Genomic DNA, 25,914 nt, shown 5'->3' with positions numbered 1-25,914 from the left:
AAATTCACCGCTCTCCGGACGGGCGCTTCTTGACGCGCCGTCGCATCGACTTCCATCTCACCCCGGCCCGCTTGCCCCAGCCGGGGCGGCGCATGGCCAGGGCCGCTTTCGCGGCGGGTTCCTGTCGCGCGAAGGCGATGAGGAGCCCGACGGCGAACATGGTCGGCAGCAGGGCCGACCCACCGTAGGAGAACAACGGGAGCGGGACACCGGCGATCGGCAGCAGACCGAGCACCGCACCGATGTTGATCACGGCCTGAGCCGTGATCCAGGTGGTCACACCTCCCGCGGCGAACCTCACGAAGGGGTCCTCCGTGCCTCCGGCCACGCGGATACCCGCATAGCCTAGAGCCGCGAACAGGGCGAGTACCGACAGCGTCCCCGCCAGACCCAGTTCCTCACCGGTGACCGCGAAGATGAAGTCGGTGTGCGCCTCGGGCAGTTGGCCCCATTTCTCGATGCTCGCACCGAGTCCGGAACCGAACCATCCGCCCGACGCCAGAGCGTAGATTCCGTGCGCGGCCTGCAGACAGGGGGCTCCCTCGCCGCCGGGGTCGGAGGCTCCGATGCACTGGAACCGGTCCATCCGGTGCGGGCTCGTCTTGATGAGCAGCGCCCCGAGGGCGCCGGCCACCGCGAGCACCCCGACGAAGAGCCGGGTGGGCGCTCCGGCGGTCCACAGCAGGCCGAAGAGGATCGCGGTGAGGATGATCGCGGTGCCCATGTCACCGCCGAGCATGATCAGTCCGAGCAGCATGAAGGCACCCGGGACCAGCGGCACCAGCATGTGCTTCCACTGGGTGAGCAGCCGCATGTCGTTCTTGCGGGCGAGCAGGTCCGCGCCCCAGAGGATCAGCCCCAGTTTGCCGAACTCGCTGGGCTGGAGCATGAACGGGCCGCCCAGCGAGATCCAGTTCTGGTTGCCGCCGACGGAGTGCCCTATCCCCGGGATCTGGACGAGCACCATCAGGAAGACCGCACCGACCAGGATGGGGTAGGCGAGGGCCCGGTGGAGCTTCACCGGCATCCGTGAGGCGACCAGGAGCAGCCCGGTGCCCAGGAGCGCGGCGAAGAACTGCTTCCGGAAGAAGTAGGAGGGCACCAGCTCGTAGCGGAGTGCCGTGATCATCGAGGCGGAGTAGACCATCACGAGGCCGAGCGCGGTGATGAGCATGCCCGCGCCGATGATCACGTAGTACGCCGTGAGCGGCCGGTCCCAGGCCTTCCGGGCCCGCTCGTGGAGCCGTCGCAGGCCCCCGCCGCGGGGTCGCCGCGGGGTCGCGGGGGCCCGCCCTCCGCCGCGTACGGCGGAGGGCCCGCGTGTCCCTGCGATCTTGCTCGGCATGGTCGCTGCCCCCTCCGGTCGTGCCCGGTCCTGCCGGACCCTCCCACGGGTCGGGTCAGGCGTCCCCGGTGGCGGCGAGGGCGCGGACCGCGTCCGCGAAGGCCTCGCCGCGCTTGTTGTAGTTGGTGAACATGTCCATCGAGGCACAGGCCGGGGCGAGGAGCACCGTGTCCCCCGCGTGGGCGAGCCGGGTCGCCTCGCGGACCGCCTCGGACATCGCCCCAGTGTCGGTCCGGTCGAGGTCCACCACCGGTACTTCCGGGGCGTGTCGCGCCAGGGCTTCGCGGATCAGGGCCCGGTCGGCGCCGATCAGGACGGCCCCGCGCAAGCGCTTCGCCGACTTCTGGACGAGCTCGTCGAAGGTCGCCCCCTTGGCGAGGCCGCCGGCGATCCAGACGATCGGGTCGTAGGCGGCCAACGAGGCCTCCGCGGCGTGGGTGTTGGTGGCCTTGGAGTCGTCGACGTACGCGACCCCCTGGACCTCCTCGACCAGTTCGATGCGGTGCGGGTCGGGCCGGAAGGCCTTCAGACCGTCGCGTACGGCCTTGGCGTCGACGCCGAAGGCGCGGGCCAGGGCGGCCGCGGCCAGGGCGTTGGCGATGTTGTGCGGGGCCGGCGGCTGGACGTCGGAGACCTCGGCGAGCTCCTGGGCGTTCTTCTGCCGGTTCTCGACGAAGGCCCGGTCGACGAGGATGCCCTCGACGACGCCGAGTTCGGACGGGCCGGGGGTGCCGAGGGTGAAGCCGATGGCACGGCAGCCCTCCTCGACGTCGGCCTCGCGGACCAGGTCCTCGGTGGCCTTGTCGGCGACGTTGTAGACGCAGGCGACCTGGTTGCCCTCGTAGATCCGGCCCTTGTCGGCGGCGTACGCCTCCATGGAGCCGTGCCAGTCGAGGTGGTCGGGCGCCAGGTTGAGCACGGCGCCCGAGTGGACGCGGACGGACGGCGCCCAGTGGAGCTGGTAGCTGGAGAGCTCGACGGCGAGCACGTCGTACCGCTCCTCGCCGAGGACGGCGTCGAGGAGCGAGACCCCGATGTTGCCGACGGCGGCGGTCCGCAGTCCGGCCGCCTCCAGGATGGAGGCGAGCATGCGGACGGTCGTGGTCTTGCCGTTGGTGCCGGTGACCGCGAGCCAGGGGGCCGCGTCGGGGCCCCTGAGCCGCCAGGCGAGTTCGACGTCGCCCCAGATCTCCACGCCCGCCTCCGCGGCGGCCGTGAAGAGGGGCTTGTCGGGCCGCCAGCCGGGGGTGGTGACGATCAGCTCGGTGCCGGACGGCAGGGTCGCCCCGTCGCCGAGGCGGACGGTGATGCCCTCCGCCTCCAGCTCGGCGGCCTGGGCCCGGGAGCGCTCGTCGTCGCCGTCGTTGACGACGGTGACGAGCGCGCCGCGACCGTGCAGGACGCGGGCGGCGGGGATGCCGGACACCCCGAGTCCCGCGACGGTGACCTTCTTGCCGTGCCAGTCGAGCTGTTCTGTCACTTGTCCGCTGCCCATCCCGCGTAGAAGAGGCCCAGGCCCACGATCACGCACATGCCCTGGATGATCCAGAACCGGACGACGACCAGGACTTCGGACCACCCCTTGAGTTCGAAGTGGTGCTGGAGTGGCGCCATCCGGAAGACGCGCTTGCCGGTCATCTTGAACGAGCCGACCTGGATGACCACGGACATCGTGATCAGGACGAACAGGCCGCCGAGCAGGGCCAGCAGCAGCTCCGTACGGGAGCAGATGGCGAGGCCGGCGAGGGCGCCGCCGAGGGCGAGGGAGCCGGTGTCACCCATGAAGATCTTGGCGGGCGAGGTGTTCCACCACAGGAAGCCGAAGCAGGAGCCCATGAGCGCGGACGCGACGACGGCCAGGTCGAGCGGGTCGCGCACCTCGAAGCAGGCGTTGGGGTTGGTCAGGGTCATGGCGTTCGCACAGGACTCCTGGAACTGCCAGAGCCCGATGAAGGTGTACGCGCCGAAGACCATCACGGAGGCGCCGGTGGCCAGGCCGTCCAGACCGTCCGTCAGGTTCACGCCGTTGGACATGGCCAGGATCATGAAGAGCGCCCAGACCACGAAGAGCACCGGGCCGATGGTCCAGCCGAAGTCCGTGATGAAGGAGAGCTTCTCGGAGGCCGGGGTGAGCCCGCGCGAGTCGGAGAACTGGAGCGCGAGCACCGCGAAGGCGATGCCCACGATCAGCTGCCCGGCCATCTTCGCCTTGGCCCGCAGACCGAGCGACCGCTGCTTGACGATCTTGATGTAGTCGTCGAGGAACCCGACGAGGCCCATGCCGGCCATCAGGAACAGCACCAGGACGCCCGAGTACGTCGGGTCCTCACCGGTGATGACCTTGGCCAGGGCGTACGCGATGAGCGTGGCCAGGATGAAGGAGATGCCGCCCATGGTGGGCGTGCCCTTCTTCCCGGCGTGGCCGCGGGGGCCGTCGTCGCGGATGAACTGCCCGTACCCCTTGCGGGCGAGGAGCTTGATCAGCAGCGGGGTGCCGATCAGGGTCAGGAAGAGCCCGATGGCCCCCGCGAAGAGGATCTGCCTCATCGGACGGCGACCTCGCCCTCGGTGTCGAGGAGCGCCAGGGCGACCTTTTCGAGGCCGACCGACCTGGAAGCCTTCACAAGGACGACGTCCCCCGGGCGCAGCTCACTGCGCAACAGGTCGACAGCCGCCTGCGCGTCGGACACGTGCACCGACTCCTCACCCCACGAACCCTCGTTATATGCGCCCAGTTGCAGCCAGGACGCTTCCCTGTCCCCGACCGCCACGAGCTTGCTGACGTTGAGCCGGACGGCGAGCCGTCCGACCGCGTCGTGCTCGACGAGCGATGCGTCACCGAGCTCGGCCATCTTGCCGAGCACCGCCCACGTACGAGCCCCTCGGGCCTGTGCGGCCCTGCCCATGGCCGCGAGCGCGCGCAGGGCGGCTCGCATGGACTCGGGGTTCGCGTTGTAGGCGTCGTTGACGATCGTCACGCCGTCCGGACGCTCGGTGACCTCCATGCGCCAGCGCGACAGGGTGCCCGCCTCGGAGAGCGCGGTGGCGATCTCTTCGACAGGCATGCCCAGCTCGTGCGCGACGGCGGCCGCTGCGAGCGCGTTCGACACGTGGTGCTCACCGTACAGGCGCAAGGTCACGTCACTGCACCCGGTGGGTGTGTGAAGCCTGAAAGAAGGCTGTCCGGACGCTGTGAGGTGGACGTTCTCGGCCCGTACGGCCGCTTCGTCCGCTTCGCCGAAGAAGGTCACGCGGGCCTTGGTGCGGCTCGCCATCGCGCGGACCAGCGGATCGTCGGCGTTGAGGACCGCGACACCGCCGTCCGCTGCCGACGGAAGCGCTTCGACGAGCTCGCCCTTGGCCTGGGCGATCTGCTCCCGGCCGCCGAACTCGCCGATGTGGGCGGTGCCCACGTTGAGGACGAGGCCGATACGGGGTGGGGTGAGGCCGGTGAGGTAGCGGATGTGCCCGATGCCGCGGGCGCCCATCTCCAGGACCAGGTGCCGGGTCTCGTCGCTCGCGCGGAGCGCCGTGAGCGGCAGGCCGATCTCGTTGTTGAGCGAACCGGGCGTCCAGACGGTGGGCGCGTGCCGGTCGAGGACCTGGGCGATCAGGTCCTTGGTGGACGTCTTGCCGGCCGAGCCGGTGAGGGCGACGACATCGGTGCCGAGCTTTTCGACGACGGCTCGGGCGAGGGCCCCGAGCGCCGCCTGGACGTCGTCGACGACGAGGGCGGGGACGCCGACGGGGCGGGCGGCGAGGACGGCCGTCGCACCCGCCGCGACGGCGCGTTCCGCGTAGTCGTGGCCGTCGACGTGCTCACCGGCGAAGGCCGCGAACAGGCTGCCGGCCCGCACCTCGCGGGAGTCGATGACGACGGGCCCGGTGATCCGGGCGGCCGGATCCGGTATGTCGTGCGCCTGCCCGCCGACGATTTCGGCGATCTCGGCGAGGGAGAGGGCGATCACTGCTTCATCCCTGACTGTTCTGGTGGCTGGCTGTTCCGCCCGGCGCGGAAGCCCGGGTGTGCGAGCGGTCGGCGATGGCCTCGCGCAGGACCTGGCGGTCGTCGAAGGGGCGTACGACCCCGGCGATCTCCTGGCCCTGTTCGTGGCCCTTGCCCGCGACGAGGACGGTGTCGCCCGGCTGCGCGCGGGCGACGGCGGCCGCGACGGCCGCGGCGCGGTCGGCGAGGACGAGCACCTCGCCGCGTTCCTCCGCGGGCACCTCTGCGGCGCCCGCGAGCATGGCGGCGAGGATCTTGAGCGGGTCCTCGGAGCGGGGGTTGTCGGAGGTCAGGACGGCGGTGTCGGCGAGCCGGGCCGCGGCGGCGCCCATCGGGCCGCGCTTGGTGGTGTCCCGGTCCCCGCCGCAGCCGATGACCACGTGCAGCTTGCCCTCGGTGACCTCGCGCAGGGAGCGCAGGACCGATTCGACGGCGTCCGTCTTGTGCGCGTAGTCGACGACGGCGAGGTACGGCTGGCCCGCGTCGACCCGCTCCAGACGGCCCGGTACGCCGGGGACGGCGGCGACGCCCTCGGCGGCGCTCTTCGGGTCGATGCCCGCGGTGGCGAGGGTGGCGATGGCGGCGAGGGTGTTGGCGACGTTGAACGGGCCGGGCAGCGGGGCGGTGGCGGAGATCCGCTCCCCCGCGGGGCCGACGGCGGTGAACGTCGAGTCGTGGGAGCCGAGGACGAGGTCCTCGGCGCGCCAGTCGGCGTCGGCGCGGCCCTCGGCGGAGAAGGTGACGACCGGGACGGTCGCCTCGCCGACCAGCCTGCGGCCGTAGGCGTCGTCGAGGTTGACCACGCCGATGCGGCTGCGCTCGGGCGTGAAGAGCCCGGCCTTCGCCCGGAAGTAGTCGTCCATGTCGGAGTGGAACTCCATGTGCTCCGGGCTGAGGTTGTTGAAGACGGCGACGTCGAAGACGCAGCCGTCGACCCGGCCGAGCACGAGGGCGTGGCTGGAGACCTCCATGGCGACCGCGTCGACGCCCCGCTCGCGCATGACCGCGAAGAGCGCCTGGAGGTCGGTGGCCTCCGGGGTGGTGCGCTCCGACTTGATGCGCTCGTCGCCGATCCGCATCTCGACGGTGCCGACGAGCCCGGTGTGGTGTCCGGAGCCGCGCAGGCCGCCCTCGACGAGGTAGGCGGTGGTGGTCTTGCCGGAGGTGCCGGTGATGCCGATCTGGAGGAGGTCGGCGCCGGGCCTCCCGTAGATCTCGGCGGCGAGTTCGCCCATCCGGCCGCGCGGGTTCTCGACGACCAGGACCGGCAGGCCGGTGGCGGCGGCGCGCTCGGCGCCCGTCGGGTCGGTGAGGATCGCGGCGGCGCCGAGTCCGGCGGCCTGGGCGACGTAGTCGGCGCCGTGGGCGCGGGCACCGGGCAGGGCCGCGTACACGTCGCCGGGCCGCACGGCCCGGGAGTCGTGGGTGATGCCCGAGATCTCGGCGGTTCCGGGGGCGTCGACCCCCAGCTGCGCGGCCAGGTCGCCCAGGGGTGTCGGGCGGGCCTGCTCCGGCCGGGGCGGGGCGGTTCGGTACTGATCAGCGTGTGGCACGGCGGTGAGCGTACCGGGCGCACCCTGCAGGGGGCCAAAAGAGCCCGGGGCCTCGCCGGAGTTCGATTTCCGGTTCCCGGAATGGGGGGTGATCGTTGTCACTGGTGCTCCCGGAGTGTCACGGGGTGGGGACGAACATGACCGGCAGTCGGGCGGGCTCGCTGCCGGTGGGGGCGACGTGGAGGGTCTTGAGGGCGAACTCCATGACCTTCTTGTAGATGGGGCCGCAGATCTGGCCGCCGAAGTAGCTGCCCTTGGTGGGGTTCTGGATGGCGCAGTAGACGGTGATCTGGGGGTCGTCGGCGGGGGCGAACCCGGCGAAGGAGGCGGTGTAGCCCTTGTAGCGGCCGAGCTCGGGGTCGACGCGGTTGGCGGTGCCGGTCTTGCCGGCGACGCGGTAGCCGGGGATGGCGGCCTTGTTGCCGGTGCCCTCCCGGTCGTCGACGACGGACTCCAGCATCCGGGCCAGGGTCTTGGCGGTGTCCTCGCTGACGACCCGGGACTCCTCGGGCTTGGGCGCCGGGGTGAAGCGCCCGTCGGGTCCCTTGGTGCCGCGGACCAGGGTCGGTTCGACGCGTACGCCTCCATTGGCGATGGTCGAGTACACGGAGGCGGCCTGCATCGCGCTGACGGAGAGGCCCTGGCCGAAGGGGATCGTGTACTGCTGCGAGGTGGACCAGTCCTGCGGCTTGGCGAGGATGCCCGCGGTCTCGCCCGGGTAGTCGAGGCCGGTGGGGCTGCCCATGCCGAACTTGCGCAGGTAGGAGTGGAGGACCTTGTTCGACTCGGCCTGGGTGGCGCCCAGCTGGCCGGTGGCGAGGATGGTGCCGATGTTGCTGGACTTGGCGAGGACGCCGTTGAGCGTCAGGTACCAGGTCGGGTGGTCGATGTCGTCCTTGAAGAGCCGGTCGCCGCGGTGGAGCCGGTTGGGGACGGTGACATGGGTGTCGGGGGTCGCCTTGCCCTCCTCCAGGACGGCGGCCATGGACATGACCTTGCTGGTGGAGCCGGGCTCGTAGGCGTCCTGGAGGGCCGCGTTGCCCATCGAGGCGGCGTTGGCGGCGGAGAGGTCGTTGGGGTCGAAGCCGGGGGCGTTGGCCATGGCGAGGACCTCTCCGGTCCTCGTGTTCTGCACGATGACGTAGCCCCGGTCGGCCTTGGACTTCGTCACCTGCTCGGTGATGGCCTGCTGGGCGGCCCACTGGATGTCCCGGTCGATGGTCAGCTCGATGTCGGAGCCGGGGACGGCGGGGGTGCCCTGGGAGCCCGCGGTGGGCACCTGGCGGCCGCCGGACTGGGTGAAGCGGATCTTGCCGTCCTTGCCGGCGAGCTCCGGGTCGAGCATGGACTCCACGCCGCCTGCGCCCTTGCCCTCGGCGTTGACGTAGCCCAGTATCCCGGCGGCGAGCTCGCCGTTCGGGTACACGCGCTTGGTGCTGGGCTCGCTGAGGATGCCGCCGAGGAGGTTGGCGCCGGTGCCGCCGGCCGAGCGCTGGGCCTTCTGCCCGTAGACCCGCCGCAGGTCCTTGATCTGGTTCCAGACCTGCGGGGTCTGCTTGCGGGCGAGCAGCGTGTACCGGGACTTGGGGGTACGGAGCTTCTTCGCGATCTCCGCGGGCTCCTTGCCGAGCAGGGGGGCCAGGAGGGCCGCGGCCTGCTCGGGCGCGTCCGGGACCTTGGACACCTCGGGCGTGAACAGCTGCGGGTCGGCGGTGATGTCGTACGCGTCGACGCTGGCGGCGAGCGCGATGCCGTTGCGGTCGGTGATCTCGCCCCGCTCGGCGGAGAGCGTGTACTCCTGGAAGCGGTACTTGTCGGCCTTGGCCGCGTACGCGCTGGCGTCGACGGCCTGGACCTGGAGCAGCCGCACCACGAAGGCCGTCATGACCAGGGTCAGGCCGAGGGAGACGAGCCGCAGCCGGGGCCGGGGGCTGCCGAGCCGGATGGTGCGCGGCCGGCGGGCCGGCGGCCGGGGCGCGGTCCGCTTCGCGGCCGGGCGCGGGGCGGGGCGGGACGTGCGGGCCCCGGCGGAGGCGGGCCGGGGGCGCGCGGGCCGGGCGGGTCCGGGGACGCGGCGGCGCGGGGGCTCCTTGGGGGGCACTTGCGGGTCACCTGCCGGGGGTCGTCGGGTCGGGTGGCGGTGCGGGTGCCGTCTGCGCGAAACCGGTGGGGGCGGCGCCCGCGCCGGTGGCCGTCCCCGGCTTCGGGGAGCCGGTGGCGCCGGACGGCGCGGGCTTCTCGCCCGCCGCCGGCTTCCGGCCGGGCGTCGGGGTGGGCTTCGGGGCGACGGCCTCCGAGGGCTCGCCGAGCACCTTGCCGTCCGCGCCCAGGAAGGCCGGGCTGCCGCCCGGGACCATGCCGAGCTCGCGGGCCCGGCGCTCCAGGGCGTCGGGGGCCGCGTAGTCGTCGACGTCCCGTTGGAGCGCCTGCTCCTCGTCGGTGAGCTCGGTGGTCCTGTCCTTGAGCTCGTTGAGCTGGAAGGACCCCTGGTTGAGGGCCGAGTTCAGCAGGAGCAGGCTGATCAGACCGCCGCCGAGCAGCACGACGACCAGCAGGACGAAGGGGGTGCGGGCGGCCGAGCTCGGCCCCGACGGCATGAGCCGTCCGAGCCGCGCGGCCCGCCCTTTGAGCGGCCCCTTCGCCGTGCTCACAGGACGTCTTCCCGGATCCGCTCGGCGCCCCGGAGCCGGGCCGGGGCGGCGCGCCGGTTCTCGGCGACCTCCTCCTCGGTGGGCAGCTCGGCGCCGCGGGTGAGCAGCTTCAGCCGCGGCTGGTACTTCTCGGGGACGACGGGCAGGCCGGGCGGGGCGGTGGTGGCCGCGCCGGCCGCGAAGACCTGCTTGACGATCCGGTCCTCCAGGGACTGGTACGAGAGGACGACGACCCGGCCGCCGACGCCGATGGCCTTCACGGCCGCCGGAATGGCCTTCTCGACGCTGTCGAGTTCGCGGTTGACCTCGATGCGCAGGGCCTGGAAGGTGCGCTTGGCCGGGTTGCCGCCGGTGCGCTTGGCGGCCTGCGGCAGGGAGTCGCGGATGAGCTCGACGAGCCGGGCGCTGTTGCTGAACGGCTCCTTGGCGCGCTCGCGGACGATCGCCGACACGATCCGCTTGGCCTGCTTCTCCTCGCCGTACGCGCGGAGGATGCGGACCAGCTCGCCGGGGGCGTAGGTGTTGAGGACCTCGGCCGCGCTGATGCCGGTCGTCTGGTCCATGCGCATGTCGAGCGGGGCGTCCTGCGCGTAGGCGAAGCCGCGGTCGGCCTCGTCCAGCTGCATGGAGGAGACGCCCAGGTCGAAGAGGACGCCGTCGACGGCGGGGAGGCCGAGCCTGTCGAGGACCTCGGGCAGCTCGTCGTACACGGCGTGGACGAGGGTGGCGCGGTCCCCGTACGGGGCGAGCCGCTCGCCGGAGAGCCGCAGGGCCTCCTTGTCCCGGTCGAGGGCGACGAGCCGCACCTCGGGGAACTGCTGCAGGAGTGCCTCGCTGTGGCCGCCGAGGCCCAGGGTGCAGTCGACGACGACCGCGCCGGGGCGCCGCAGGGCGGGGGCCAACATGTCCAGGCACCGCTGGAGCATGACCGGGACGTGTCGGTCGTTGCTCAATGCGCCCTCTCAGATCCGGCGCGGAGGTACGGGCGAGCGGGTAAGAAGGCCGAGCCGTAGGTACCGCCGCACACACGGGGGGAGAAACCGCGGAAGTCGCTCGTTGTCTCCGTGAACTTCGCGTCACTTTAGTCCACGGGACCCGCCGGTCAATCAACCGGCTGGCGCGTCGCACGGCACCGGAGAGCCGGCGGGACATTCCGGACGGCTCACCCGTTCGGGGCGGAGCCGTCCAGGCCTGTGGGTTACCTCACAACAAGGCTCATTGAGGTTCTTTGTCCCCTCTCACAGCAGGCCCGGAACGCCTGTGACCCTTAACGTCGGAACCATGTCGACCTCCGCGCACCTCCCTGCCGACGCCATACGCACCGGCGGTACGGTCACCGACCGTCTCGTCGACGCGAACGCGCGTTACGCCGCCGACTTCACCGACCCGGGCATGGACGCGCGTCCCGTGCTGCGCGTCGCCGTCGTCGCCTGCATGGACGCCCGTCTCGACCTGCACGCCGCGCTCGGCCTCGAACTCGGTGACTGCCACACCATCCGCAACGCGGGCGGCGTGGTCACGGACGACGTGATCCGGTCCCTCACCATCAGCCAGCGCGCCCTCGGCACCCGCAGCGTGATGCTGGTGCACCACACCGGCTGCGGCCTGGAGTCGCTGACCGAGGACTTCCGGCACGAGCTGGAGGACGAGGTCGGCCAGCGTCCGGCCTGGGCGGTCGAGGCCTTCCGCGACGTCGACCAGGACGTACGGCAGTCGATGCAGCGGGTGCGGACCTCTCCCTTCCTGCTGCACGCCGACGACGTCCGGGGCTTCGTCTTCGACGTGACCACCGGCCTCCTGCGGGAGATCGATCCCACGACCGGCGCCGAGACCGACCCGGCTTAAACACCCAAAGCCCGGCATTTCCCTCGCACTTGTCCGCGGGCAAGTGACACGACCCGGCCACGCGAACAAGAATGCTGGGGTGCGACACCCTCCGACGATTCCACGGGGGCAGGTGTCCGTGTTCCGGAAGGCCGAGGAGGGCCGGGTGACGACCTATGACGATCGAGCGAGCCTCACTGATCTGACCACCACTGTGGAGCGGGTGCGCAGATCGGTGGAGAGTGTGATCGAGGGCAAGCCCGAGGTCGTACGGCTTTCGCTGACCGTGCTGCTCGCCGAGGGACACCTCCTCATCGAGGATGTCCCCGGCGTCGGCAAGACCATGCTGGCCAAGACCCTCGCGCGGTCCATCGACTGCTCGGTGCGCCGCATCCAGTTCACCCCGGACCTGCTGCCCTCGGACGTCACCGGCGTGTCGATCTTCGACCAGCAGCGCCGGGACTTCGAGTTCAAGCCGGGCGCGATCTTCGCGCAGATCGTGATCGGCGACGAGATCAACCGCGCCTCGCCGAAGACCCAGTCCGCGCTCCTGGAGTCCATGGAGGAGCGCCAGGTCACCGTCGACGGCCAGACCTACGAGCTGCCCAGCCCGTTCATGGTGGTCGCCACGCAGAACCCGGTCGAGATGGAGGGCACCTACCCGCTGCCCGAGGCCCAGCGCGACCGCTTCATGGCCCGGGTCTCCATCGGCTACCCGAGCGCCGAGGCCGAGCTCCAGATGCTCGACGTGCACGGCTCGGTCTCCCCGCTGGACGACCTCCAGCCGGTCGCCCACGCGCACGACATCCTCAAGCTGATCGAGGCGGTCCGCGCGGTCCACGTCGCCGACGCCGTACGCCGCTACGCGGTCGACATCGTCTCCGCCACCCGCACCCACACCGACCTGCGGCTCGGCGCCTCCCCGCGGGCCACCCTGCACCTGCTGCGGGCCGCCAAGGCCTCCGCCGCGCTCAGCGGCCGCGAGTACGTGCTGCCCGACGACCTCCAGGCACTCGCCGCGCCCGTCCTCGCCCACCGGCTGCTGCCGACGGCGCAGGCCCAGCTGAACCGCCGCACCGCCGAGCAGGTCGTCCAGGACATCCTGCAGCGCACCCCCGTCCCGGCCGCGGCCCCGCCCGCCGGCCCCGTCTACGGCCAGCAGCCCGGCGCCCGGCGGCTGTGATGACCACCGCTGCCGTGCCGGACGGACAGCGGGGCGACGAGGACGACCGGGGCGGTCTGCGGGCCGCCCTCGGCGGTCTCACCACCCGTGGCCGTTCCTTCCTCGCCGCCGGAGTGGCCGCCGCCGCCTGCGCGTACGTCCTCGGCCAGGCCGATCTGCTGCGCGTCGGGCTGCTGCTCGCCACACTGCCGCTGATCTGCGTCCTCGTGCTGCACCGCACCCGCTACCGCGTCGCCGCCTCCCGCCGGCTCACCCCGCAGCGGGTGGAGGCCGGCTCCGAGGCCCGGGTCCAGCTGCGGATGGAGAACGTCTCCAAGCTCCCCACCGGGCTGCTGATGCTCCAGGACCACGTGCCGTACATGCTGGGCCCCCGCCCCCGCTTCGTCCTCGACCGGGTCGAGGCGGGCGGCCGGCGCGAGGTGTCCTACCGGGTCCGCTCCGACCTGCGCGGCCGCTTCCCGCTGGGCCCCCTCCAGCTGCGGCTCAACGACCCCTTCGGGATGTGCGAGCTGACCCGCTCCTTCAACGCCTACGACACCCTCACCGTCGTCCCGCGGACCGAGGCGCTGCCGCCGGTCAAGCTCGCCGGCGAGGCCTCGGGGTACGGCGACGGACACCAGCGCTCGCTCGCCCTCGCCGGCGACGACGACATCATTCCGCGCGCCTACCGCCACGGCGACGACCTGCGCCGGGTGCACTGGCGCTCCACCGCCCGCTACGGCGAGCTGATGGTCCGGCGCGAGGAGCAGCCGCAGCGGGCCCGCTGCACCGTCCTCCTCGACACCCGCCGGATCGCCTACCAGGGCTCCGGCCCCGACTCGGCCTTCGAGTGGGCGGTCTCCGGCGCCGCGTCGGCCCTGATCCACATGCTGGAGCGCGGCTACGCGGTCCGGCTCGTCACCGACACCGGCACCTCGGTGCCCGGCGAGGGCACCGAGGGCTTCGCCGGCTCGGCCCAGGACTCGGCCGAGTCGGCCGGTCTGATGATGGACACCCTCGCGGTCGTCGACCACTCCGACGGCGGCGGCCTCTCCCGCGCCTCCGACCTGCTGCGCGGCGGCGACGAGGGACTGCTCGTCGCCTTCGTCGGCGATCTCGACGAGGAGCAGGCGGCCCTCACCGCCCGGATGCGGAACCGCAGCGGCGCGGCCGTCGCCTTCGTCCTGGACTCCGGGACCTGGCTGACCGGCGGCGCGGTCGCCGGGGCCGTCGAGGACCGGGTACGGCAGCTGCGCGAGGCGGGCTGGACGGCGCTGGCCGTACCGCCCTCCGCCAAGCTCGCCGACCTGTGGCAGCAGGCGGCCGGCGCCCGCGCGGAGTCCGCCGCCGACACCTACGGAGGATGGTCATGAGCGGGCGCGCACGGCTGACCCTGGCCGCCTGGGGCGCCACCCTGATGGCGTCCGGAGCACTGCTTCCCCTGGTCAAGCCGGCCACCTGGATCTTCACGGCCGCCTTCGTCCTCGCCCTGGTGAGCGGCGTCGGCACGCTGGCCCGGCGGGCACCGCTGGCCCGGCCGCTGACCCTGCTCGCCCAGCTCGCCGTCGCGCTCCTCGCGCTGACCGTGATCTTCGCCCGCGAGCAGGCGATCCTCTGGTTCCTGCCCGGCCCGCAGGTCCTCACGCACGCCGCCGACCTGTTCGCGGCGGGCGCCGAGGACGTCGGCCGGTACGCGATCCCCGCCCCGGACACCGAGGGCATCCGGCTCATGCTGGTCGGCGGCGTGGTCGCCATCGGCCTCATGGTGGACACCCTCGCCGTCACCTTCCGCAAGGCGGCCCCGGCCGGTCTTCCGCTGCTCGCCCTGTACTCGGTGGCGGCCGGTCTCTCCGGCGGCGGCGCCGGCTGGCTCTGGTTCCTCCTCGCCGCCTCCGGCTATCTGCTGCTCCTCCTCGCCGAGGGCCGCGACCGGCTCTCGCAGTGGGGCCGGGTGTTCGGCGGCGCCCAGCGCTCCGCCCGGCCCGGCTCGTCCGTCGCGGGCGGCGGCAACCCCACCTTCGCCCCGGCCCGCACCGGTCGCCGCATCGGTGCGGTGGCCATGGGCGTCGCGATGGTCGTCCCGTTCGCGCTGCCCGGCTTCACCGGCGGCCTCATCGGCGACGGCGACGGCGAGGGAACCGGCGGCGAGGGCCGGGGCGGCACGATCTCGGCCGTGAACCCGCTGGTCTCCCTCCAGGACAACCTCCGCCAGCCGGAGGACCGGGAGGTGCTGCGCTACCGGACCAACGCCCGCGACACCTCCGGGCTGTATCTGCGGCTCGTCGCGCTCGACCAGTTCGACGGCACCTCGTGGAAGTCCTCGGCCCGCCCCATCGAGACCGTGCCCAAGCAGCTGCCCTGGCCGGACGGACTCTCCCAGAGCGTCCGGATCACCGAGGTGACCAGCAACTTCGTCGCCTCCGAGGGATACGAGCAGAAGTGGCTGCCGATGCCGTACCCGGCCGGCCGGGTCGACATCGACGGCCGCTGGCGGTACGAGCCGGCCGGCCGGATGCTCGTCGGCGACGACAAGCAGACCACCAGGGGCGCCCGCTACACCGTCTCCAGCCTGGACGTCCAGCCGACGTCCGAGCAGCTGGCCGCGGCCGGCGACGCCCCGGAGAAGCTCCTCCGCGAGTACACCAGGATCCCGGCCTCGCTGCCGGCCGACGTGAAGGCGACCGCGCTCCAGGTCACCAAGGGCGCGCGCAACGACTACGAGCAGGCGGTGAAGCTCCAGGAGTGGTTCGCCCGGGACGGCGGCTTCCGCTACGACGTGGACGTCGAGTCCGGCACCGGTGTGCAGGCGATCTCCCGCTTCCTGAAGGACAAGGAGGGCTTCTGCGTCCACTTCTCCTTCTCCATGGCGGCGATGGCCCGCTCCCTGGGCATCCCGGCCCGCGTGGCCGTGGGCTTCATGCCGGGCACCACACAGACCGACGGCTCGGTCTCGGTCGGCATCCGGGACGCGCACGCGTGGCCCGAGCTGTACTTCGAGGGCGCGGGCTGGACACGGTTCGAGCCGACCCCCTCGCGGGGCTCCACCCCCTCGTACACCCGGGACAGCACGCCCTCGGGTACGGCCACCGGTCCGGCCCAGCCGGAGCGGAGCGCCTCGGCGCAGCCGTCCGCCGCGCCCAGCGCCTCGGCGAGCTGCACACCGCAGGAACGCCGGCTCGGCGACTGCGGCCCGGAGGAGGCGGTGGCCGGCGCGGACTCGTCCGGCGGGGGCCCGAACCCCCTGACGGTGGTCCTGATCGTCGTCGGCGTCCTGGCGGTCCTCGCCGTCCCCCTTCTGCCCCTCCTGTGGCGGACCCGGGTACGGGCACGACGGCTGGGTGAGGCCGGGGCGACGCTCGCGGTCTGGCAGGAGATCCTCGACACGGCCTGGGACCACGGGGTCGAACCGGACGAGTCGCAGACCCCGAGGCGCACGGCGGCCCGGATCGTCCGCCTCGGCGAACTGGGCGACGAGGCGGCGGACGCGGTGCACCGGGTGGCCCGGGCGGTGGAGGAGACGCTGTACGCGCCGAACCCGCGGCCGGCCTCGGGCCTGGCGGAGGACGCGGCCCGGGTCCGGGCGGGCTTCCACGCGTCGGCGGACCGCGGAACGCGCCTGCGCGCGCTGCTGGCGCCGCGGTCGGCCGCGCGGCTGCGGTGGTCGGCGGCGGCGCGGTGGGCGGAGACGACGACGCGCTGGTCGACCCGGCGCGACGCGCTCCTGACCCGAGCGATCCCCCGCCTCCGCCGCAACTGACCCCGCCCCGGAGGCCCGGGCCCCCGGCGCCCGGGCCTCCGCTGCATCCGCCCGGGCCCCGCTCGCGTGCTGCCGCCCTCAGAGTCGGCGGGCGCGGGGGTGGGCGGCGCCCCGGCGGAAGCCGGTGCCCACCAACGGGGTGGGCGGCGCCCCGGCGGAGCGGAGGGCCGTAACGGGGTGACGGCGGGCTCCGACCCTCAGCGGGGTGGGCCCTGACACGACGGAGCCCCGTGGGTGGCGCGATCGCGCCACCCACGGGGCTTCGTCGGATTCGTTGCGCGGGGCCTCCGCTCAGGGGGCCGTCAGTGGCCGCCACCCTGCTGCTCGTCGCGGCGGCGCTGCCACCGCTCTTCCATCCGGTTCATCATGGAGCGTCGCTGCCGGGTCTGACGGCCACCGGCCGTCGTCCCACCCCTGGTGGCCTGCTGCTGCTCACCCGGCTTCGGCGCCTTGCGCCATCCGGTGACCGCCAGGACCGCGCAGCCCAGCATGACGAGGAATCCCACCACGCTGATCCAGATCTGCTGTGCGACCATTCCGGCCATGAGGAGCGCGATACCCACCAGGAAGCCGGCGACTGCCTGGTAGACCCGTCGCCGGGTGTACGTACGCAGTCCGCTTCCCTCGAGCGCTGTCGCGAACTTGGGATCTTCGGCGTACAGCGCTCGCTCCATCTGCTCGAGCATTCGCTGCTCGTGCTCCGAGAGCGGCACGGAGTCCTCCTAGTCGTCGGTCGCGGGGGCGACCGGTTTGCGGCCCTTTCAGGATAGGCAGGGAATCGCCCCCGTGAAACCCGCCCTCAATGCCGAATAGCCAATCCGGGCCGCCATGCGGATCGGTTGCTGAGGCGTTGATTCCCCAGGCCCTCCTCCGTCATGCCGGATGCTGTCCCCCGATCATACGGGGCAGAGCCCGTTATCGGGCGGGCTGTGGCGTACTCCATGGAGTGCCGCGCCCCGCACCGCCGAACGGGTGGCCGTCCAGCTCAGGCCCGCTTCTCGCCCAGCACGTGCAGCTGCGTGGCGATGGCGTGGAAGGAGGGCAGCTCGGCGGCGGCCGCTTCCAGCTTGAGCAGGGCCTCGGCCGCGCCGGGTTCGGTGTCGACGAGGACGCCCGGAACGAGGTCGGCGAAGACCCGGACACCGTGGACCGCGCCGACGTCCAGACCGGCCCCGTCGGCCAGTTCGGCGAGCTGCTCGGCGGTGAAGCGCCGGGGTACGGGGTCGCCCGCGCCCCAGCGGCCGGCCGGGTCGGAGAGCGCGTGCCGGGCCTCGGTGAAGTGTCCGGCGAGGGCGCGGGCCAGGACCGCGCCGCCGAGTCCGGCGGCGAGCAGGCTGAGGCTGCCGCCGGGCCGGAGCGCGGCGACCGCGTTCCGTACGCCTTCGGCGGGGTCGTCGACGTACTCCAGGACCCCGTGGCAGAGCACCGCGTCGGAGCTCTCGCGCCCGACCACGTCGAAGAGGCCGCTGATGTCGCCCTGGACGCCGGTGACGAGGTCGGCGACCCCGGCCTCGGCGGCCCGGCGCTCCAGCGCGAAGAGCGCGTTGGGGCTGGGGTCGACGACGGTGACCCGGTGGCCGAGGCGGGCGACCGGCACCGCGAAGTTCCCGGAGCCGCCGCCGGTGTCGAGGACGTCGAGGCTGTCCTTCCCGGTGGCCTCGACCCGGCGGTCGAGGGCGTCCTTGAGGACGTCCCAGACGACGGCGGTACGCAGGGAGGCGCGCGACGGGCGCGAGGTCGCCTCTCGACCGAAGACAGGGGAAGGGTCCGGCACGGCTGTTGACTCCTCGGTGACGGGTACGGACGCCCCCACCCTATGGCCTGGGGGGTGGCTTGCCGATCACGCCGCGGGGGCCCGGCCCGCTCGGCGACGCACCGGCCGGGCCCGCGCCGCGGTCAGTCGGCCGCCTCGTCCGCACCGGGCTGGCGGGGCAGCACCGGCTGGAGGACGAGCAGCCGCTCGACCAGGCGCAGGAAGTACGCGGCGTCCCTGAGCAGGTCGTCCGCCTCGCGCCGGGTCGCCGCGCCGGCGATCCCGGCCTCGGCGCGGGCCCTGCGCTCGGCTCCGGAGGCGAAGAGCGAGGACCACTCGGTCAGCTCGGGCGCCAGCTCGGCCAGGAGCTCCCAGGCGCTCCGTATCCGCTGCCTGCGGCGGGGCCCGGTCTCGGGCCTGGCCCGGGCCGCCAGCACGGCGGCGGCGGCCCGCAGGGCGGCGAGGTGGGCCGCGGCGTACCGCTCGTGGGGGCGGTCGAGCGCGGCGGCCTCGTCGAGTCCGGCACGCGCCTTGGCGAGGAGGTCGAGGGCGGCCGGCGGAGCGGCGGCGGCGCGCGGGACGGGGTGGATGTCGGACGCGGGTCCCGTCTGGGCGGGGGCGGGGCGTCGGCGGGGCGCGGCTGCTGCGGAAGGGCTTGCCATGACGAGTCCTCCTGTCGTCGCGTGACGGCTTCGTGGCCGTATGTGTCCATCGTGCCCGCCCCCACTGACAATCCCCCTCTGGCGCCCCTGGCCTGGGGTTTTGCGGGAGAAGCCGACTCGGGGGTAACTTTTGCACTGACCAGTCAGTTCAAAAGGGGAATCGGGGGGTGGGCCCGTTGGGAGCGGAAGCCGATGAGCGACCGCACGGCGCCGCCGTCGTCGTGGACGGATTCGGACTGAAGGGGCCGCGCGGCTGGGCCTTCCGGGAGGTCTCGTTCCGGGCCGGCCCGGGCACGCTGGTGGCGATCGAGGGGCCCTCGGGCTCGGGCCGCACCTGCCTGCTGCTCGCGCTCACCGGCCGGATGAAGGCCAAGGAGGGCACCGCCGAGGTCGGCGGCCTGCCGCTGCCCAAGAAGATGGCCGCGGTGCGCCGGATCAGCGCCCTCGGTCACGTCCCCGGCGTCAGCGAGCTCGATCCCGCCTTCACGGTGGCCGAGCACCTGGGCGAGCGGGCGATGCTCCAGCGCCGTTTCGACGGCTCCGTGCGGACCTTCCTGCGCCGTCCGTCCGAGCGGCGGGCGGCGGCCCGGGCCCGGATCGACGAGGCCGTGGCGGCCGCGGGGCTCGACCTGGCCGCCCTGCCGAAGGGCGAGCGGACCTCCGTACGGGATCTGGAGCGACTGGAGGGCCTGCGGCTCTCGATCGCCCTGGCCCTGATCGGCCGGCCCCGGCTGCTCGCCGTGGACGACACGGACCTGAAGCTCTCGGACGCCGACCGCGCCGAGGCCTGGGCGCTGCTGCGCTCGGTGGCCGACTCCGGGACCACCGTCCTCGCGGTCTGCAGCGAGGCCCCCGAGGACGCCCTGCGCATCACCACGCGCGACGCCGTCGCAGCCGACGCCGACGCAGCCGACGCCGTCGACACCGCCGCCGAGACCGAGGCCGACGGCGACGCCGGGACCGACACGGACGGGGACGGGGCCAGGACGCCCGACAAGGCTCACCAGGCCGACCAGGCCGACCAGGCTCACCAGTCCGACAAGGCCGACCAGGCCGCCGGCGATCTCACCGAAGACACGACCGAGGAGGGGGCGGCCGATGCGCTCGCCGAAACTGGCCGCGCTTGAGCTGAAGCGCTTCGGCAGGGGAAAGCTGCCGCGCGCCGCGCTCGTCGCGATCCTGCTGCTGCCGCTGCTGTACGGCGCCCTGTACCTGTACTCGTTCTGGGATCCGTACAGCAGGCTCGACAAGATCCCCGTCGCCCTCGTCAACGAGGACCGGGGCGCCACCGCCGACGGCAAGAAGATCAACGCCGGTGACGACATCACCCAGGGGCTGCTGGACAGCAAGACCTTCGCCTGGCACCGGGTGAGCGACGCCGAGGCCCGCAAGGGCGTCGAGGACGGCACGTACTACCTGTCCCTGACCATGCCCGGCGACTTCAGCTCGCGCATCGCCTCCAGCTCGGGCGACTCCCCCGAGACCGGCGCCCTGCGGGTGCGGACGAACGACGCCAACAACTACATCGTCGGGCAGATCTCCCGGACGGTGTTCTCCGAGGTCCGCACCGCGGCCTCCACCAAGTCCTCCCGTACGTTCCTCGACAAGATCTTCATCTCCTTCTCCGACATCCACGACGCGACGGCGAAGGCCGCCAAGGGCGCGGGCGACCTCAAGCAGGGCGTGGACAAGGCGAAGAAGGGCTCTAAGGACCTGGCGAACGGCCTGAAGGACGCCAAGACCGGCAGCGGCGACCTGGCCGCCGGCCTGAAGAAGCTCGACAAGGGCGCCAAGGACCTGGAGAGCGGCTCCCGCAAGGTCGCGAACGGCACGCAGTCGCTCGCCGACAAGGTGAACGGCACCGCCGACAAGGTCCGCCCCTATCTGGCGAACAACGGCAGGTCGATCCGCGACACCGCCCGGCTCGTCTCGGACTCCGCCACCGCGGTCCGCCACAACCTCGACGACCTGGTGAAGCGCGCCCCGGTGATCCGCGGCGCGGCGCACCTCGCCGACGACGAGCTGGCCAAGGCCCACCAGGAGGAGTGCGTGGCGAAGCCGGAGGCCGCCGCCGAGTTCCCCACCGTCTGCGCCAAGCTCAAGGAGGCCTCGGTCACGGCCGGCGACGTCGCCACGATCGCGGACGACGTCCACGAGCTGACCAAGGGCAGCACGGGCGACCTCAAGACCCTCGACGCGCGGCTCGTGAAGCTCACGCGGCAGGCCGACGAGCTGGCCCGCCGGGCCCCGCACCTCGACGAGGACGTCGAGGACGCCATCCGGAAGATCAACGAGCTCAACGCGGGCGCGAGGAAGGTCGCCGCCGGCGCGGAGAAGCTGCACACCGGCATCTCCGGCGCCAAGACCGGATCCGTGAACCTCGACACCGGCGTCGGCAAGCTCAAGAAGGGCGCGGGCGACCTCGACGGCGGTCTGTTCAAGCTGGCCGACGGCTCGGGCACCCTCGCCTCCGGCCTGAAGGACGGGGTCGACCGGATCCCCGACTACGACGAGCAGGACCGCGACCGGCGTACGGAGGTCATGGCCGATCCGGTGCAGCTGGCCTCCCAGTCGCTGCACAAGGCGCCGAACTACGGCACCGGTTTCGCCCCGTACTTCATCCCGCTCTCCCTCTGGGTCGGCGCGATGGTCGCGTACATGATCATCCAGCCGCTGAACCGGCGTGCCCTGGCCGCCGGCGGGTCCGCCTGGCGGATCGCCCTCGCGGGCTGGCTCCCGGTGGCGGCGATCGGCGTCCTCCAGGTCGCGGCCCTCATGTCGGTCCTGCACTGGGGCCTCGGTCTCCAGATGGACCGCGCGGCCGGAACCGTCGGCTTCCTGGCCCTGGTCACCTGCTGCTTCTCCGCGATCATCCAGTGGCTCAACGCCCGCTTCGGCGCGGCCGGCCGGATCCTGGTCCTCGCGGTCCTGATGCTCCAGCTGACCTCGGCGGGCGGCACGTACCCCGTCCAGACCAGTCCGGGCTTCTTCAACGCCGTCCACCCGTTCCTGCCGATGAGCTACGTGGTCGAGGCCCTGCGCCGGCTGATCTCGGGCGGCGGGATCGGGCCCGTCTGGCAGGCCTGCGCGGTACTCGCCGCGTTCACCCTGGGCGCCCTGGCGCTGACCGCCGTGTCCGCCCGCAGGAAGCAGGTCTGGACGCTCGACCGGCTCCACCCCGAACTGACCCTGTGAGACGGGGCCTGTGACACCCGCGACACCTGTGAGAATCGACCCCATGGACAGCAGCAGCACCCGACGCCAGGCCACGCGCGCGAAGCTCTACGAGGCGGCCGTCACCCTCATCGCGGAGCAGGGCTTCTCCGCGACGACGGTGGACGAGATCGCCGAGCGGGCCGGCGTGGCCAAGGGCACGGTCTACTACAACTTCAAAAGCAAGACCGAGCTCTTCGAGGAGCTGCTGCGCCACGGGGTGTCGCTGCTCACCGCCTCGCTGCGGACGGCGGCCGAGGAGACCGCCGGGCGCGGCGGGAGCCGGGTCGACGCGCTGGACGCGATGATCCGGGCGGGTCTCGTCTTCATCGACCGCTACCCGGCCTTCACCCAGCTGTACGTGGCCGAGCTCTGGCGCACCAACCGGGCCTGGAACTCGACCCTCCTGGTGGTCCGCCAGGAGGCGGTCGCGGTGGTCGAGGGGGTGCTGCGGGAGGCGGTCGCCGCCGGTGAGCTGAGCGACGAGATCGACGTGCAGCTGACGGCGGCGGCGCTGGTCGGGATGGTGCTCGTGGCGGCGCTCGACTGGCAGGCCTTCCAGAGCGAGCGTTCGCTCGACGACGTGCACGCGGCGCTCTCGCGACTGCTGCACGGCCGGGTGGGCGGCCGCTAGGCCCTGTCGTCAAACTCCCGTCGTCGCCCGGCGGGGCAGACGGGAGTCTGACGACAGGGCCTAGGGGGTGTCTTGTCGATCATGTGTCGAGCCAGATGAGTGTGCTGGCGAGGGTGATGGCGGCGAGGTAGCGGTCGGGGTGTTTGTCGTAGCGGGTGGCGATGCCGCGCCATTGCTTGAGGCGGTGGAAGCAGCGTTCGACGACGTTGCGTCGTCGGTAGGCCCTCTTGTCGAAGCCGCAGGGCCGTTCACGGCGCCGTCTGCGGCCGGCGAGCTGGTCGACGCGTTCGGGAATCGTGGCCTTGATCCCGCGCCGGCGAAGGTAGGCGCGGAAGGTGCGGGCCGAGTAGCCCTTGTCCGCGACCACGTGGTCGGGCCGGGTCCGGGGCCTTCCCGGACCTGGCCCGGGAACGCGGATGCGGCCGATGACAGCTTCGGCCTGGGTGCAGTCGTTGCGGTTGCCGGCGGTGAGAAGGAAGGCCAGAGGCCGGCCCCGGCCGTCGCAGGCGAGGTGAATTTTGCTGGTCAGCCCGCCTCGGGAGCGTCCCAGTCCGCGTTCCTCGAGCCCCCTTTGGCAGCCGCGTGCTGGTGGGCCCGGACAATGGTGGAGTCGATCGCGACCAGCCAGTCCACCTCCGCCCGCGTCTGGGCCGCGGCCAGCAGGCGGTCGAAGGTGCCGTCGGCGGCCCAGCGGGCGAACCGCCCGTGGACGGTCTGCCACGGGCCGAACCGCTCGGGCAGGTCCCTCCACGGCAGGCCGGTGCGGAACTTGAACACGATGCCCTCAAGCACCTGGCGGTGATCCCGCCACCGGCCACGAGCCCGGGCCACGGGCGGCAGCAACGGCGCGATCACCGCCCACGCGGCGTCGGAAATCTCCCCATCCCTCACGACCGGACCAACGATCCGATGATCGGAAAGACACCCCCTAGGCCCCGCAGCACGGTACGGCGAAGGCCGGTCCGTCGAGGCTCGATCCCCCCGAGCCTCGCCGGACCGGCCTTCGCCGTACGTCCCCCGTGACACCCCCGTGCCCCGTTACGGCAGACACGCGGCCCCGGTTCCGCCGCCCCGTGTCGGCGGTTCCCGGGGCCGCGCCCCTTCCGTGGACTCCACTCTTCCGTCTCCGCGTCCGTGGCTCATCCGCGCACCTACTCATCTCGCCCCCTAGGTACGGATACTCAGACTGGTTACGATCGCGGGCGTGTCCGTACTCCCCCTGGTGTTCACCAGCGGCTGGGCGAGCGGGATCAACGCGTACGCGGTGGTCCTGCTGTTCGGCGTATTCGGCGCGACCGGGCTCACCGACGAGGTGCCCGAGTCGCTGCAGCGCACCGACGTCCTCGTCGCGGCCGGCGTGCTCTTCCTGTGCGAGGCGGTGGCGGACAAGATCCCGTACGTCGACTCGATATGGGATTCCGTCCACACGGTGATCCGGCCGATCGCGGGGGCCGTGGTCGGCGCCCTGCTCGCCGGGCAGAACGGTTCGCTGCCGGAGCTGGCGGCGGGTGCGGTCGGCGGTACGACGGCCCTGCTGAGCCACTTCGTCAAGGCCGGGACGCGCATGGCGGTCAACACCACGCCCGAGCCGTTCTCCAACGTCGCGCTGAGCCTGGCGGAGGACCTCGGCGTGGCGGCCGTCGTCACCTTCGCGCTCTTCCATCCCGTGGCGGCGGCGAGCATCGCGGGCGTGCTGCTCATCGGCGGCCTGGTGATACTGATCTTCCTCGCCCGGCGGATCCGCCGCTTCCTGCGCCGCAGGTCGCAGCGGCGCGAGGAGCGACGGCTCGCCGACGCGGAGGCCCGTGCCCGCGCCCGGCCGCCGTCGGGCGACGGTTCGGAGCACTTCTGAGCCCGTTCGGGACGGGTCCGGGGCGCCGGATAGGGTCGCTGACATGGCACGGATTGTGGTGATCGGCGCGGGACTCGGCGCCATGGCGGCGGCGGCCCGGCTGGCCGTGGCGGGCCACCGGGTGACGGTGTACGAGCGGGGGGCGACGTACGGCGGGGCGGTCGGCCGCTTCACGCGCGACGGGTTCGCGTTCGACACCGGCCCGGGGCTGCTGCATCTGCCCGCCGTGTACCGGGACCTGTTCGTGAAGACCGGCAGGGAGCCGCTGGAGGAGTGCGTCACGCTGACGCAGGTCGACCCGGCGAGCCGTCACGTCTTCGCCGGCGGCACGCGCGTGGACCTGCCGAACGCCTCCCGGGCCGGCACGGTCGCCGCCCTGGACACCGCTCTCGGCGCCGGCGCGGGCGAGCGCTGGGGCGACTTCCTGGTCCGGGCCCGCGAAGCCTGGGACCGCACCCGCCGCCCGCTCCTGGAGGAGCCGCAGCCCGCCGACCCGGCGCCCCTGGCACGTGAGCCGTACCCGGCGCTGAAGGCGGGCCTGCTGCGGCGTCCGACGACGACCCTCGCGCAGGTCGGGGCGCGGGAGCTGCGCGACCCCCGGCTCGCCGCCCTCCTCGACGCGTACGCGTGGTCGTACGGCTTCGACCCGGCGACGGCCCCGGCCTCGGCCGCCGTCCTGCCGTACATGGAGCAGACCTTCGGCAGCTGGTACGTGGGCGGGGGCCTGCGGGCGCTCGCCGACGCGGTGTACGAGCGCTGCCGGAAGCGGCGGGTCGAGTTCGTCTTCGACACGCCCGTGGCGGAGGTCCTGGAGAAGGACGGCCGGGCGGTCGGTGTGCGCCTGGCGGGCGGCGAGACCGTCGAGGCCGACCATGTCGTCTCGGGCGCCCCGGTGCCCGCGCTCCACCGCGATCACGTCGTCGAGTGGGGCCACGGCGACGACCGGCCGCGCCACCAGGTCACCGGGACCGGCCGGGTGACGGTCTGTCTGGCGCTGCGCGGCCGCCGGGAGGCGGAGGCGGTCCACCGCACCGTCGTCCACGCCGCGGGCGAGCGGCCGACGGTGACGGTACTGCGCCCGGACGACCCGGCGCTGCGCCCGGACGCGGGCCACGAGTCGGTGACGGTCACGGCGACCGTGGGTACGTCTCCGGAGCGGGACGCGGCCGGGTGGGAGGCCGTCGCCGACCGGATGGTCGAGGCGGCCGGGCACGCGGTCCCGGGGCTGCGGGAGCGGCTGTTGTGGCGGCACGTCCGCACCCCTGAGGACGTACGGCGGGACACGGGCGTCGCCGAGGTGCCGGGGCCCGCGCTCGCCGGGGCAGGCGGACGGCTGCTCCCGGCCGGCAACCGCTCCGCGCTGCCGGGCCTCTGGTTCGCGGGCGGCTGGTCCCACCCGGGCGGCGGGCTCGCGCACGCGGGCATGTCGGGCGCGCTGGTGGCGGGGTTCATCGTGGAGGGCGCGGACTTCCGCGGCTCGCGGTAGGCGGACGCGCGGCGGG

General features: G+C 73.0%; 20 protein-coding genes and 1 pseudogene. 9 read left to right on the top strand and 12 right to left on the bottom strand.

Going from position 1 to position 25,914, the window contains the following annotated elements:
• Positions 1 to 4: 4 nt before the first annotated feature.
• From ftsW to rsmH, 8 genes are read right to left on the bottom strand one after another with little or no spacing between them, the layout of a single operon-like run.
• Entirely contained in the window at positions 5 to 1,345 is a 1,341-nt protein-coding gene (ftsW, locus tag ACIP84_RS17520; protein ID WP_401798485.1) for a putative lipid II flippase FtsW, read from the bottom strand.
• A 55-nt stretch (positions 1,346 to 1,400) separates the two neighbouring features.
• Positions 1,401 to 2,840: a UDP-N-acetylmuramoyl-L-alanine--D-glutamate ligase gene (murD, locus tag ACIP84_RS17515; protein ID WP_401798483.1), complete on the bottom strand. Its 1,440-nt coding sequence runs from the start codon at positions 2,838 to 2,840 to the stop codon at positions 1,401 to 1,403.
• Positions 2,822 to 3,892, bottom strand: a complete 1,071-nt coding sequence (mraY, locus tag ACIP84_RS17510; protein WP_319308688.1) for a phospho-N-acetylmuramoyl-pentapeptide-transferase — start codon at positions 3,890 to 3,892, stop codon at positions 2,822 to 2,824. Before mraY ends, murD begins: the two co-directional genes overlap by 19 nt.
• Positions 3,889 to 5,313: a UDP-N-acetylmuramoyl-tripeptide--D-alanyl-D-alanine ligase gene (gene murF / locus ACIP84_RS17505; protein WP_355956633.1), complete on the bottom strand. Its 1,425-nt coding sequence runs from the start codon at positions 5,311 to 5,313 to the stop codon at positions 3,889 to 3,891. The genes mraY and murF overlap by 4 nt, the downstream gene beginning before the upstream one ends.
• 4 nt (positions 5,314 to 5,317) lie before the next feature.
• Positions 5,318 to 7,006 carry a UDP-N-acetylmuramoyl-L-alanyl-D-glutamate--2,6-diaminopimelate ligase gene (locus ACIP84_RS17500; RefSeq protein ID WP_401798481.1) on the bottom strand — a complete coding sequence of 563 codons (1,689 nt, stop codon included), beginning with the start codon at positions 7,004 to 7,006 and terminating at the stop codon, positions 5,318 to 5,320.
• A gap of 16 nt (positions 7,007 to 7,022) precedes the next feature.
• Complete coding sequence (locus ACIP84_RS17495) at positions 7,023 to 9,005, bottom strand: peptidoglycan D,D-transpeptidase FtsI family protein (RefSeq protein WP_401798479.1); 1,983 nt, start codon at positions 9,003 to 9,005, stop codon at positions 7,023 to 7,025.
• A 7-nt stretch (positions 9,006 to 9,012) separates the two neighbouring features.
• Positions 9,013 to 9,555 (bottom strand): septum formation initiator family protein, encoded by a 543-nt coding sequence (locus ACIP84_RS17490; protein ID WP_401798478.1) that lies wholly within the window; start codon positions 9,553 to 9,555, stop codon positions 9,013 to 9,015.
• Positions 9,552 to 10,508, bottom strand: a complete 957-nt coding sequence (gene rsmH / locus ACIP84_RS17485; protein ID WP_355956640.1) for a 16S rRNA (cytosine(1402)-N(4))-methyltransferase RsmH — start codon at positions 10,506 to 10,508, stop codon at positions 9,552 to 9,554. The genes ACIP84_RS17490 and rsmH overlap by 4 nt, the downstream gene beginning before the upstream one ends.
• Positions 10,509 to 10,836: 328 nt before the next feature.
• On the opposite strand from rsmH, the gene ACIP84_RS17480 reads away from it, so the two are divergent.
• From ACIP84_RS17480 to ACIP84_RS17465, 4 genes are all read left to right on the top strand, one after another.
• Positions 10,837 to 11,400, top strand: coding sequence for a beta-class carbonic anhydrase (locus tag ACIP84_RS17480; RefSeq protein ID WP_401798476.1), 564 nt, complete (start codon positions 10,837 to 10,839; stop codon positions 11,398 to 11,400).
• A 145-nt stretch (positions 11,401 to 11,545) separates the two neighbouring features.
• Positions 11,546 to 12,562, top strand: coding sequence for an AAA family ATPase (locus ACIP84_RS17475; protein ID WP_401798475.1), 1,017 nt, complete (start codon positions 11,546 to 11,548; stop codon positions 12,560 to 12,562).
• On the top strand, positions 12,562 to 13,914 hold the full coding sequence (locus ACIP84_RS17470; RefSeq protein ID WP_401798474.1) for a DUF58 domain-containing protein: 1,353 nt from the start codon (positions 12,562 to 12,564) through the stop codon (positions 13,912 to 13,914). Before ACIP84_RS17475 ends, ACIP84_RS17470 begins: the two co-directional genes overlap by 1 nt.
• Complete coding sequence (locus ACIP84_RS17465) at positions 13,911 to 16,298, top strand: DUF3488 and DUF4129 domain-containing transglutaminase family protein (RefSeq protein ID WP_401798472.1); 2,388 nt, start codon at positions 13,911 to 13,913, stop codon at positions 16,296 to 16,298. The genes ACIP84_RS17470 and ACIP84_RS17465 overlap by 4 nt, the downstream gene beginning before the upstream one ends.
• Before the next feature lie 302 nt (positions 16,299 to 16,600).
• Here ACIP84_RS17465 and ACIP84_RS17460 read toward each other — a convergent pair whose 3' ends face one another.
• From ACIP84_RS17460 to ACIP84_RS17450, 3 genes are all read right to left on the bottom strand, one after another.
• Positions 16,601 to 17,011 carry a DUF3040 domain-containing protein gene (locus ACIP84_RS17460; RefSeq protein ID WP_030314489.1) on the bottom strand — a complete coding sequence of 137 codons (411 nt, stop codon included), beginning with the start codon at positions 17,009 to 17,011 and terminating at the stop codon, positions 16,601 to 16,603.
• 272 nt (positions 17,012 to 17,283) lie between these two features.
• Entirely contained in the window at positions 17,284 to 18,072 is a 789-nt protein-coding gene (locus ACIP84_RS17455) for a methyltransferase (protein ID WP_355956650.1), read from the bottom strand.
• A 122-nt stretch (positions 18,073 to 18,194) separates the two neighbouring features.
• A complete protein-coding gene (locus ACIP84_RS17450) occupies positions 18,195 to 18,713 on the bottom strand; it encodes an SAV_6107 family HEPN domain-containing protein (RefSeq protein ID WP_355956652.1) in 519 nt (172 codons plus the stop codon).
• A gap of 176 nt (positions 18,714 to 18,889) precedes the next feature.
• Here ACIP84_RS17450 and ACIP84_RS17445 point away from each other — a divergent pair, with 176 nt between their 5' ends.
• From ACIP84_RS17445 to ACIP84_RS17435, 3 genes are read left to right on the top strand one after another with little or no spacing between them, the layout of a single operon-like run.
• The gene (locus tag ACIP84_RS17445; protein WP_401798471.1) at positions 18,890 to 19,840 is read left to right on the top strand and encodes an ATP-binding cassette domain-containing protein; all 951 of its coding nucleotides are present in this window, start codon (positions 18,890 to 18,892) and stop codon (positions 19,838 to 19,840) included.
• Complete coding sequence (locus tag ACIP84_RS17440) at positions 19,812 to 21,908, top strand: YhgE/Pip domain-containing protein (protein WP_355956656.1); 2,097 nt, start codon at positions 19,812 to 19,814, stop codon at positions 21,906 to 21,908. The genes ACIP84_RS17445 and ACIP84_RS17440 overlap by 29 nt, the downstream gene beginning before the upstream one ends.
• A gap of 43 nt (positions 21,909 to 21,951) precedes the next feature.
• Positions 21,952 to 22,560, top strand: a complete 609-nt coding sequence (locus ACIP84_RS17435; RefSeq protein WP_055604150.1) for a TetR/AcrR family transcriptional regulator — start codon at positions 21,952 to 21,954, stop codon at positions 22,558 to 22,560.
• Between the two features lie 79 nt (positions 22,561 to 22,639).
• Here ACIP84_RS17435 and ACIP84_RS17430 read toward each other — a convergent pair.
• A pseudogene (locus ACIP84_RS17430) lies at positions 22,640 to 23,451 on the bottom strand (IS5 family transposase).
• A 313-nt stretch (positions 23,452 to 23,764) separates the two neighbouring features.
• Between ACIP84_RS17430 and ACIP84_RS17425 the strand changes: the two are divergent.
• Both ACIP84_RS17425 and ACIP84_RS17420 read left to right on the top strand, forming a co-directional pair.
• Positions 23,765 to 24,412 (top strand): DUF4126 domain-containing protein, encoded by a 648-nt coding sequence (locus ACIP84_RS17425; RefSeq protein ID WP_355956658.1) that lies wholly within the window; start codon positions 23,765 to 23,767, stop codon positions 24,410 to 24,412.
• Positions 24,413 to 24,455: 43 nt separating this feature from the next.
• Complete coding sequence (locus ACIP84_RS17420; RefSeq protein ID WP_401798470.1) at positions 24,456 to 25,898, top strand: phytoene desaturase family protein; 1,443 nt, start codon at positions 24,456 to 24,458, stop codon at positions 25,896 to 25,898.
• The last annotated feature ends 16 nt before the right edge of the window (positions 25,899 to 25,914 follow it).

This window comes from Streptomyces sp. NPDC088707, from assembly GCF_044752725.1.
In the GTDB taxonomy this organism is placed as follows: Bacteria; Actinomycetota; Actinomycetes; order Streptomycetales; family Streptomycetaceae; genus Streptomyces.
This window is presented reverse-complemented; position numbering and strand designations above follow the sequence as displayed.